Consider the following 11,769-nt stretch of genomic DNA (forward strand, 5'->3'; position numbering starts at 1 on the left):
GAGCACCCTTATTTGAAGCAATGAAGGAATACCATAAAAAAGATGTTGTTCCCTTTGATGTTCCAGGTCATAAACATGGGATAGGAATTAAGGAGATGACCGACTACTTTGGTAATGCAATGCTAGAGTTAGATGTTAATGCCATGAAATGTCTTGATAATATATGTAACCCTATAGGAGTAATAAAGGAGGCTGAAGAGCTTGCTGCTAGGGCCTATGGAGCTAAGCATGCATTTTTCCTTGTGAATGGAACAACTTCAGGAGTACAAACAATGATTATGAGTCTCTGTAGTCCTGGGGATAAGATAATTCTTCCTCGTAATGCCCATAAATCTGCGACTACAGGTTTAATACTAAGTGGTGCTGTTCCAGTATATATTCAGCCAGAGGTAAATGAAGATTTAGGTATTGCCATGGGTGTAAGTCTAGATGAGGTAAAAATGGCAATAGCAGAACATCCTGATGCTAAAGCAATATTTCTAATTAATCCAACATATTATGGAGCAACCTCGGATTTAAAATCGATTGTACGTATTGCCCATGAAAATGGTATGGCTGTACTTGTGGACGAAGCCCATGGTGCCCATATGAGATTTCATGAAGAGCTACCAATAGAGGCCATGGATGTTGGAGTAGATATGTGTGCTGTTAGTACACATAAGACGGGAGGCTCACTCACACAAAGTTCTCTACTTCTGTTAAATGAAGGTTTTGTTGATGAAAAGACAGTAAAGACCACCCTTAATCTTACCCAGACAACAAGTGCATCATACTTGCTTATGGCGAGTATTGACCTCGCGAGAAAACAGCTTGCTACTATAGGGGATGAAATGCTTGAGAAAACATTAAGCCTATCTAGGTGGGCAAGAGACGAGATAAATAAGATACCTGGATTATATGCCTTTGGAAAAGAGCTTATAGGAACTCCAGGAGTCTTTAATTTCGATGAAACTAAGCTTGGAGTAAACGTAAGAAAGCTAGGATTAACTGGATTTGAGGTCTATGATATCCTAAGGGATGATTATAACATCCAGACTGAGCTGGGAGACATGTACAATGTGCTATCCATTGTAAGCTTAGGAGATACCGAAGAGTCACTTACGGCATTAGTAAATGCGCTAAAGGACATAGCAGAAAAATATAAAACTGATAGGGAAATTAAAGGCAAAAGAGGGATTTTAAAGAACCCAGAGGTAATAGTTTCCCCTAGAGATGCCTATTACAGTAGAAAGAAAAAAGTAAAACTTGGCGAAGCTGAGGGTCAAGTTAGCGGAGAGTCGATTATGGCCTATCCTCCAGGAATTCCAGTTGTCACACCCGGTGAGCGCATAACGCAGGAAATGATTGAATATGTAAATCGATTAAAAGAGCAACACAGCTTGCTTCAGGGGACAGAAGATGCATATGTTGAGTATATAAAGGTGTTAGGAGTATAGGGGTTGACTCATGAAGGCTTCTCATGAGTTCAGCCCCGGAGCGCTTCAGAATGAGTGAAGTTCAAGGTTTTGAAATTTCATCGGTTTGGCTAGTACTGGTGTACGTGCCAAGTCGATGAAATTTTAAATAACGCAGAAATTCGCCATTGTGAGACGCTCCAATTTATTGCTCTGTAGCTGCTACCTCATCAACCTTTCGTAAATGCCCTAGATCCACACTTTCATTACGTGGACTATAATGGGTATGAAGGATTTTGTGGGATATTTTCCCTAGTGGTTCACCTAAGAATTCTTCATATAACTTTGTTATAGCTGGATTTTCATGGGATTTTCTGAGCTTCATATTTTCATCTATATCATAAATACCTTTAATTCTTTCTTTTCTAACCTTCATATCTGTGCCTATTGGCTGGCCGCCACCGCCAATACATCCACCAGGACAGCACATTACTTCAACAAAGGTATAGTCGCACTTACCTTCTTCAATCAAGTCTAATATCTTTCTAGCGTTGTTAAGACCATGGGCTACTGCAACTTTTACAGGGGTTCCATCTAGATCTACAGTGGATTCCTTTATACCTTCAAGGCCTCTAACCTCTTTGAAGTCCAGTTTTTCTAGCTCATTACCTGTTACAACCTCATAAACAGTTCTAAGGGCTGCTTCCATAACTCCACCTGTAGCACCAAATATAACTCCAGCACCAGTAGTTATTCCAAATGGAGCATCAAAATCTTCATCATCAATATTTGCAAAATCAATACTAGCTGATTTAACCATTCTTGCAAGTTCCCTTGTGGTGAGGACTGCATCTACATCCTTATATCCGTAGGAGGACATTTCCTTTCTTTCCGCTTCATACTTCTTAGCCGTACATGGCATTATGGATACAGTATAAATCTGTGACGGATCAATATCCATCTTCTCAGCATAATAAGTTTTTGATAGTGCCCCAAACATCTGCTGAGGAGATTTACAACTAGATAAATGATCAAGTAAATTAGGATCAAAGCCCTCAATATAGTTGATCCATCCAGGACTACATGAAGTAATCATTGGAAGAGTTCCATTATTCTTTATTCTATGGATTAACTCATTACCCTCTTCTATAATAGTAAGATCCGCAGTGAAGTCAGTATCAAAGACCTTGTCAAAGCCTAGTCTTCTTAGAGAAGCAACAACCTTTCCAGTTACCTTAGTACCGGGCTTAAAACCAAATTCTTCCCCAATACTTACCCTAACAGCCGGTGCAATCTGAACAATAACATGTAGATTCTCATCGTAAAGGGCATTCCAAACCTTTTCAGTATCATCCTTTTCGTATAGAGCACCTACTGGACAGACAGAGGTACATTGACCGCAGAATACGCATAGAGTATTCATTAGTTTCTTTTCAAAGGCTGGTGTTATACAATAATCTACTGATCTATGGGCATGACTTAACACTCCAACACCTTGAACCTCCTGACAGACCTCAATACATCTGTTGCACTTAATACACTTTCTATGATCCCTTACAATGGCTGGGCTTGATTCGTCAACTTCTAAGGAATCTATCTCATCCTCTAAGTTACTCTTTGATATATGGAACATTTCACAAAGACTTTGAAGATCGCAGTTACCGTTTCTAATACACTTTAGACAATCCTGAGGATGATTGGCTAGAATTAGCTCTAGAACTCCTCTTTGAGTATCCCTAACCAATTTTGAATGGGTAGTTACCTTCATTCCATCCCAAACAGAGGTTGAACATGCAGTTACAAGTTTTTCAGGAGCAACCTGTACTAGACATATTCTACAGTTTGCCTTAACCTTTTGATCGGGATGGTTACAAAGGGTAGGAATATTCACACTAACTTCTTTTGCGGCTTCCAATATAGTAGTACCCTCCGGTACAGTCACTGTCTTATTATCTATTATAACCGTACAATTTTTCATAGTTATCCTCCTTAAATAAAAAAACGTTTTCCTAAGCTAGAAACCACTCTGCTTAGGGGAAAAGTTAAAGGGAAATTTAACTCGTCTTCCTTACCTTATGGATTTGCTGATAAAATTCTATTGGAAAATGCTCTATAGCCGAGAGCAGTGCTGTTGGAGCAGTTTTACCTAATCCACAGAAGGATGCATATTTCATTACATTGGAGAATTTTTCTATGGTTTGCAAATCCTCTACACTTGCATCCCCAGAAACAAATCTGTTAAGAACCTTAGTTATCTGTCTATTTCCCTCTCTACAAGGAGTACATTTACCGCAGCTTTCGTGCAGGAAGAAATCTTGAACTGATTTTAAGAAATCTACTACTCTATTTGTTTCGTCGGCTACAAGTATAGCTCCTGAGCCTATATCTATTCCGTTATCCTTTAATTCTTCATAGCAATATTTTAAGTCAAGAAGGCTTGCTGGAACTATTGCGCCTGAGGCTCCTCCAAGCTGAAGGAACTTAAGAGTCTTACCGTCCTTTATACCACCGCCGATGTCATAAATGATTTCTCTTAAAGTAACTCCAAAGGGTACTTCATAGGCGCCGGGCTTATTAATATTTCCACATAAACTTATTAGCTTTGTTCCTTTACTTTCTGGTGTTCCGTACTTAGCATATTCCTCTCCACCAGAGTATAATATGGAGGTTACTGCAGCCAAGGTTTCAACGTTGTTTGCTAGAGTAGGTAGCTGATAGAGACCCTTTTCACTTGTTCTATTAAGTTTAAGTCTAGGTCTTCCACTTTTACCTTCCATAGATTCAATTAGTGCAGTACTTTCACCACAAACATAGGCACCAGCACCAGAGAAAACAGTTATGTCAAAGTTAAACCCAGTATTTAGAATATTTTCTCCTAGGAAGCCATTTTCCTTTGCAAGCTCTACAGCTTTTCTAAACTTATCGTGGAGATATCTATACTCTTCCCTGATATATATATATCCTTCCTTTGCATTAAAGGTAATAGCCGCTATTGTCATACCCTCAATAACCTTATAGGGATCGTATTGAAGTAAATATCTATCCTTAAAGGTTGCAGGTTCACCCTCATCTGCATTACAAATAATAACCTTTCTATCACCAGTAACTCTAGCAGCCTGCTCCCACTTCTTACCTGTAGGATATGCAGCACCACCCCTGCCCTTAAGACCACTTAGCTTTAATTCTTCAATAATACCTCCGGGACCTAGATCAAAGGCTTTCTTAAGAGCATCAAAGCCTCCAAGACTAATATACTCATCAATTGATTCAATATCGTACTTTTTAAAGTTTTTTGAAATAATATTAACGGTTCTATCCATGATTAACCTCCCTGTAATCATTAATTATTTCAATTATTTTAGCTTCCGTTAAGTTTCCATAGACCTTCTCATCAATTCTAAAGGCAGGTGATACATCACAAGCTCCAAAGCAAGCACTATACTCTAAAGTAAAGGATCCATCTTTAGTTGTTCCACCCATTTCTATGCCGAGTTCCCTTTCAAGAATATCTCTGACTGTTTGATATTTATTTAACCTACATACCGAACTTTTACAGAGCTGAATTACATGTGTGCCTTTAGGTCTGTCATTAAGAGCTGAGAAGAAAGTCATAACATCATATACCTTACTGATAGGAACTCCGAGTTCTAAACCGATGTGCTTAGCTACAACCTCTGGAATGTAATGGTTTGGGATTAATGATTGGGATTCTTGAAGGATAGTTAGTAAATTATGTTTGTCAAAATCGTACTTCTTAATTATGTCGTCAATCCGGTTTAACAAACTTCTATTCACTATTGTTTTTTCCATGTACTTAAGCCTCTCCTTTCTAGAAACATGATAGTGTAACAAATAATTTTATGACTATAAAGAATATTTATAATTATATAATAATAAAAAAAATACAAAATATAAAGAATAGTCAAAAAAATAACATCGAAAGTCATATGCCATAAAATTGTAATTTAGCCAATCCTAAAGCGTTCTTCTATCTATTTCATATGCAAAAAAGAATAATTATAAATCATACTGACAATCATAATATTAAATTGTAGCTTAAAAAGATAGAAAGGCTATTCCTGTAAAACCTATTTATTGTTTTACCTAAGAAGCTTCTAAAATATATCAGTAAATTATGAATATTGCGAAAAATGCAAGTTGTGCAAAACATATTCCAAAAAAATGCAATTTTATAAGATGCTAGAAAAATGAAATTTCCCGTGAAAATAATTAAAAAAATATCAATTTTTTATAAAAATTTCAAAATGGAGGAGTTTTTATGGAAAAACTGACAATATATTCACAAGACAAATATGTTGAGGTTGAGAGTGAGGACATAAGAAATATTATAGAAAGCTTTGATGGCGTTGGTGAGGTAAGAAATATAAGTAATACTGTTGGAGAAGGTGTTATGTGTTTTGATGTAAGTCTCACCAGTGATTATGTAGGAGAGTTATTAAGAAATGAAGTAGAGGAGATGGACTATTCTTCAGATGAAGAACAGGAGGCAATATTGTTTGAACAGGCAGAATACATAAGTGACGCCTTAGTAGATAATATTAGAGAATTTATAGAAAGTAGATATAGTTTAAGTGATTTTCATGGGGCCTATGATGTATATGGGGCGAATTTAGAAGAGGGAATAGGTATCACATTTACATTATCCTTTGGCGAAGTTAAGCATGGGGGGCTTTATAAACTGGCAAGTAGTATAAACGATGGAAAAAATGAATTTAGGTAGGCTTTAAAATAAATTCTATATTTATGGGGTGAGGCTATTTAATAAAGCCATCTCATACTCATAAAGTTAGCTACATTGTGTCTCAGAATAGAGGAATTCCAGGTAATACAGAAATTTCTTATTCTGAGGCACTTTATTTTTTGAATATTCTATAAAAAATATAGAGGATTTTGGACAATAAAAAATTAATATGGATTAAAATATATAATATTAGATTTGCTTGAATATTTATTAAGAAAAGGGGGATAGATTTATGACAATACAAAGTATAGGTGAATTTTTAACAGAGTATATTAGCCGGATTGTAATTCTAGATGAGAACGAAGAGGTTATATGGACTAGTAAAAGTGCTGAGAAAATATACAACCAAAGGAAGATTATGCAGCATAAGCTTAATGATCTATTTTCGATAACACTAAGTGAGATTATGAACAAAAACAAAATTGTAAAAACGCCCTATGGAAAAAAATACAGTATGAAGGCAAGAGAAATGTATATAGCAGATAACAAATACTTCTTTGTGCTTATAGAGGATTTAGAAGATTTCACCAATGAGAAAACAATGCTATATTGTCTAAAAAAAATACTAGAATCCATTAACGATGGAGTTATCATGAGTGATTCTGAGGGAAGGATTATTTTATACAATGAAGCTCAGGAAAAACTTGAAGATTTATCGGCTGAAAAAATAGTAGGAAAATATCTATGGGAGGCCTACAACTATAAAGCTGTAGAGATGTCTGAGCATCAAAAAGTGTATAAAACGGGAATCCCTATTGTAAATAAATACAAAGCCCACGCTTATTCCGATGGAGTTCCCAAATACCTATCTTATAGTACATATCCAATTGAAAAGGATGGAGAAATAATAGCGGTATACTCAGTTAGTGAGAATGAAACGATGTTAAAGTCCCTACTATCGGAAACAATTGAGTTAAAACGTAAATTGCTTAGCAAAGCTAAGTCAAAGGAGCCCGAGAAAAATAATGGGACAACCTATGGATTTGCAGATATTGTAGGTGATAGTCAGCAGATGCAGAGAGTAATAAAGGAGGCTCAAACCATTGCATTATTAGAAAGCAACTTGTTAATTGTTGGAGAAACAGGTACGGGAAAGGAAGTCTTTGCCCAAAGCATCCATAACCTTGGAAAGAATAGCGAAGAACCCTTTGTTGCTATTAATTGTGCAGCAATTCCAGAAAATCTTCTTGAAAGTATTCTTTTCGGCACAACAAAGGGATCATATACCGGAGCTGTAGATCAAGTGGGTCTATTTAAAGAAGCTAAAAGGGGAACACTGTTTTTAGATGAATTGAACTCTATGCCTATAACCATGCAGACAAAATTACTCAGAGTCTTACAGGAAAGAAGGGTAAGACGTGTAGGGGGACTAGCTACTGAGCCGATATACTGTAGAGTTATTTGTGCAGTTAATGAAGATCCCCAGGAGATCATTAAACAGGGTAAGCTAAGACAGGACCTATTCTTTCGTATTGCTAGCTTTTGCTTATATATTCCGCCACTCAGGGAAAGAGCTCGAGATATATTGAGCTTAAGTAGTTATTTTATCGATAAATTTAACACAATTCTTAGCAAAAGAGTCGAAGGTTTTTCGAGGGAATTAAATGATGTGATGTTATCCTATAGCTGGCCGGGAAATGTAAGAGAATTAGAAAATGCTATTGAAAATCTCATGATTAGAGTAGGCGAAAGAGAAAAGAAATTAAGAATTGAACATCTTCCACATTACATAAAGACTACAATTATAGGTGAAAATGCATCGAGAATAATTCGAAAAAAAGAAAGCTCCTTGCCCGAAACTCTTAGAGATATAGAAAAGAGAATTATCATTGAAAGCTTAGATAAGAATGAATGGAATATAAGCAAAACATCAAGGGATTTGGGAATTATTCGCCAGAGCCTATTATATCGTATGAAAAAATTAGATATAAATTGAATGGGACCTGTATAAAAACTATACACCTGTAGAAAATTTCACTTCTATCAAAGTCAGAAGCTTTAAGGCCTATGTATAAAATCTATACGATTCACAAAGAAAATATTCAATAGAAAGATTTGCTTATAAAAGTTACCTAGCTAAGGATTCAACATATTTCCAGCATGCATAGAAAATTAAGAATGAACTTGGCATCCCCCTTGCTAATGATATAGATAAGTTCAATTTTAATATTAAAGGGGGAGAAATATATGTCAAAGCCAGAAATACTTTATGAGGTAAAAGCACAAAGAGGAGATACTCTAAGATGTAAGGGCTGGAAGCAAGAAACAATACTTAGAATGCTTGAGAACAACATGGAAAATGCTGAGATACCAGAGCTACTTGTAATCTATGGTGGTAACGGAAAATGTGCAAGAAACTGGGAGTCATACCATGCTATAGTAAAGTCCCTAAAGGAATTAGAGGATGATGAGACATTGGTAGTACAATCGGGAATGCCAGTAGCGATCTTTAAAACCCATAAGTTAGCTCCAACGGTAGTAATGGCAACAACGAATATAATGAAGGCAGACTGGGAAACCTTCTATGACTTACAAGACAAAAACCTTACAATGTTTGCCCAATATACAGCAGCTCCATGGGAATATATAGGAACACAGGGTGTTATTGAAGGAACATTTGAAACATTATCTGCAATAGCATTAAAGAGATTTAATAATGACCTTGCAGGTAAGATCTATCTGACTGCTGGAGCAGGAGGAATGGGTGGAAACCAAAGCTGGGCAATGAAGATGCACGGAGGAGTTGCCATAATAGTAGATGCCGATGAGAGAATTATCAAAAGACGTATAGAAAAGAACTATCTAGATCAGATGGTATATTCACTGGATGAAGCAATTGAAATAGCCCAGGAAGCAGTAGCAAAGAATGAGCCTACCTCTGTTGCTGTGGTAGGAAATGCAGCCGACGTATATGAAGAAGCATTAGAGAAAGGCTTCTTACCGGATATCGTAAGCGAAATGTGCCCATGCCATGATCCGATTTCATACATACCATCGGGATACACTGGAGAAGAAGCCGATGAGTACCGTGTAAGAGATCGTAATGCATACCTAAAAGATGCAAGGGAAACCATGAAGAGACAATTGGCAGCCATGATAGAGCTTTCTAAAAGGGGTGCGGAGGTATTTGAATACGGAACAAGCATAAGAAAAGAGTGTATGGATGCAGGAATGCCTAAGGATGAAGCGATGCAAATACCGGGATTCGTGGCGGAATATATAAGACCTCTATTTTGTGAAGGACGTGGACCATTCAGATGGACTTGTATATCAGGAGAACCAGAGGATTTAAGAAAGACAGATGACCTAGCCCTAGAAATCTGTAAAGGTGATCCACTAGTAGAGCGATGGATAAATCTAGCACGTAAGAATCTTCCTATAGAAGGATTACCAGCAAGGATTTGCTACATGGGATTCGGGCAAAGAAAGAGATTTGCTCTTGCAGTAAACGAATTAATCAAGAAGGGTGAATTGAAGGGTCCGGTAGCCTTTTCAAGGGATAACCTAGATTCAGGATCAATAGTAAATCCAACATTTGAGTCAGAGAACATGAAGGATGGAGGAGATTTAATCTCCGATTGGCCATATCTAAATGCTCTACTAAACTGTGCAGGAATGTGCGACCTTATAGCGATCCAAGCTAACTATTCAATGGGTGAGGCAGTACATACAGGAGTAACGATGATAGCCGATGGAACTGAGATAGCAGAAGTTAGACTAGAGGCAGCTATGACAGTAGATTCAGGAATAGGAGTAGTAAGACACGCCCAAGCAGGATACGAAACTGCAAGAGATGTTGCTAATGGTAAGGGGAAATTAACCGATGAGAGCATCAAGATTCCACTATGGTGGACGCCAACGGCAACCTTTGGGCCCGATGGGAAAGCGCCTCGTTAGAGATATGTAAAAGTAACTTGTTTAGCTAGTTTCTTTGAGCAGAGATTTTGGTGTTTGAATATAAAGGATCATAAATACTGCACTGATTACTTATCAAATCCTATAGATCAAACTCTAAGTTTAAAGACTATTTATTGTGAATTCACATTATAGGTGGCCACCTAATAAAAAGCAATCCCAAACTTAATTAGATAAAATGATCAGATATAGTAGTTTGTTATGTGCAAAAAAACAAATTGTAAGGAGGTGGATATCCTGGTTTGCAGACTTAAACAAGAGAATGCTGCTAGGGATCAAATATAAATAAACTAACTGACTTTACAGGACTTTATTATGGGTATAGTTTTCAAACCAGGGTTATTTATGATATTAACAAATCCTGTTGTGTTGTCGGTTATTGTAATGACGGTTTTATGTTTATTAAAGGTAGATGTGATTATTTCTCTGTTAGTTGCAGCAATTGTAGGAGGATTTACAGCCGGACTACCTATTGGAGACACCATGGGAGTACTGGTAGGTGGAATGGGAGGAAATGCAGAGACTGCTTTGAGTTATATACTACTAGGATCATTGGCTGCAGCAATTGCCAAGACTGGGGCTGCAGACATATTGACAATGAAGATTTCTAAAATGATTAAGGGCAAAGGTATAGTACTATTGATTGTCATAGCATTTGTAGCATGCCTATCGGGAACTGTTATACCCGTTCATATCGCCTTTATTCCAATCCTTATCCCACCACTTTTACCTCTTATGAGTAAAATGAGGATGGATAGAAGAGCAGCGGCTTCGGCCTTAGCCTTTGGATTAAAGGCACCCTATATAACCTTACCTGTTGGATATGGATTAATATATCATAACATTATTAGAGATCAAATGGGACTAAGCGGAATGGAGATAACAACTGGTATGGTTTGGAGAGCTAATTGGGTAGCAGGTCTTGCCATGCTTGTAGGGTTTATTATCGCACTATTTGTATATAGAAAGCCTAGAGAGTATCAGATTATTGACAGCGCCGAATCTGAAGTAGCAACTACATCGGAAGAGATAGTAGTAACAAAAAAACATTATGCTACATTGATAGCGGGTATAGCGGCATTAGCAGTTCAATTAAAATTTGGTTCAATGCCCCTTGGAGCATTAGCAGGTATCATGATTATGTTGATTTTCCGCGCTATTAAAGTCAATGATATGGTAGAGCTTATGAAGGATGGAATCAAGCTGATGGGCTTTATAGCCTTTGTTATGCTTGTTGCATCAGGATATGCTGCGGTTATGAGAGAAACCGGTGGTATACAATCCCTTGTAGATGCAGCGGCAAACATAATGGCTGGAAGCAAGTTTATTGCAGCCACTGTTATGATTCTATTAGGTCTCATTATAACAATGGGAATAGGAACATCCTTTGGAACAGTGCCTATTATAGCAGCAATCTATGTTCCTCTAGCATTGGCTATAGGATTTAGCCCAAAGGCTACAATTCTTCTAATAGCTGTTGCTGCTGCATTAGGAGATGCTGGTTCACCGGCTTCCGATACAACCTTAGGACCTACTGCAGGTTTAAATGCCGATGGACAACATGATCACATTTGGGATACATGTGTACCGACCTTCTTGTGCTACAATGTACCACTTGTAGTATTTGGTATTATAGGTGCAATGATTTTCTAGAGCTAAGGATATAATTTACTGAATTAAATTCCATATGTAAGAGGG

The 11,769-nt window shown here is 37.2% G+C and carries 8 protein-coding genes; 5 read left to right on the forward strand and 3 right to left on the reverse strand.

The features are described 5' to 3' along the window. Positions 1-20 precede the first annotated feature (20 nt). Positions 21-1,436 carry an aminotransferase class I/II-fold pyridoxal phosphate-dependent enzyme gene (locus R9X47_RS17380; protein ID WP_432667649.1) on the forward strand — a complete coding sequence of 472 codons (1,416 nt, stop codon included), beginning with the start codon at positions 21-23 and terminating at the stop codon, positions 1,434-1,436. A 163-nt stretch (positions 1,437-1,599) separates the two neighbouring features. Here the strand turns inward: R9X47_RS17380 and R9X47_RS17385 are convergent, their stop codons facing one another. The 3 genes from R9X47_RS17385 to R9X47_RS17395 form a co-directional block, all read right to left on the reverse strand. Continuing rightward, the gene (locus tag R9X47_RS17385) at positions 1,600-3,372 is read right to left on the reverse strand and encodes an NADH-dependent [FeFe] hydrogenase, group A6 (RefSeq protein ID WP_432662292.1); all 1,773 of its coding nucleotides are present in this window, start codon (positions 3,370-3,372) and stop codon (positions 1,600-1,602) included. A 76-nt stretch (positions 3,373-3,448) separates the two neighbouring features. Next, positions 3,449-4,714, reverse strand: a complete 1,266-nt coding sequence (locus tag R9X47_RS17390; protein WP_432662293.1) for a complex I 51 kDa subunit family protein — start codon at positions 4,712-4,714, stop codon at positions 3,449-3,451. Next, entirely contained in the window at positions 4,707-5,204 is a 498-nt protein-coding gene (locus R9X47_RS17395; protein ID WP_432662294.1) for an NAD(P)H-dependent oxidoreductase subunit E, read from the reverse strand. Before R9X47_RS17395 ends, R9X47_RS17390 begins: the two co-directional genes overlap by 8 nt. A gap of 469 nt (positions 5,205-5,673) precedes the next feature. On the opposite strand from R9X47_RS17395, the gene R9X47_RS17400 reads away from it, so the two are divergent. The 4 genes from R9X47_RS17400 to R9X47_RS17415 all read left to right on the forward strand — a co-directional run bounded on the left by R9X47_RS17400 (position 5,674) and on the right by R9X47_RS17415 (position 11,724). Further along, positions 5,674-6,135, forward strand: coding sequence for a hypothetical protein (locus tag R9X47_RS17400; protein ID WP_432662295.1), 462 nt, complete (start codon positions 5,674-5,676; stop codon positions 6,133-6,135). 253 nt (positions 6,136-6,388) lie between these two features. After that, positions 6,389-8,092: a sigma-54 interaction domain-containing protein gene (locus R9X47_RS17405; protein ID WP_432662296.1), complete on the forward strand. Its 1,704-nt coding sequence runs from the start codon at positions 6,389-6,391 to the stop codon at positions 8,090-8,092. A gap of 251 nt (positions 8,093-8,343) precedes the next feature. Next, complete coding sequence (locus R9X47_RS17410) at positions 8,344-10,053, forward strand: urocanate hydratase (RefSeq protein WP_432662297.1); 1,710 nt, start codon at positions 8,344-8,346, stop codon at positions 10,051-10,053. 333 nt (positions 10,054-10,386) lie between these two features. Beyond that, positions 10,387-11,724 (forward strand): Na+/H+ antiporter family protein, encoded by a 1,338-nt coding sequence (locus R9X47_RS17415; RefSeq protein ID WP_432662298.1) that lies wholly within the window; start codon positions 10,387-10,389, stop codon positions 11,722-11,724. The last annotated feature ends 45 nt before the right edge of the window (positions 11,725-11,769 follow it).

This window comes from Wukongibacter baidiensis (assembly GCF_050888315.1).
GTDB lineage: Bacteria > Bacillota > Clostridia > Peptostreptococcales > Caminicellaceae > Wukongibacter > Wukongibacter baidiensis.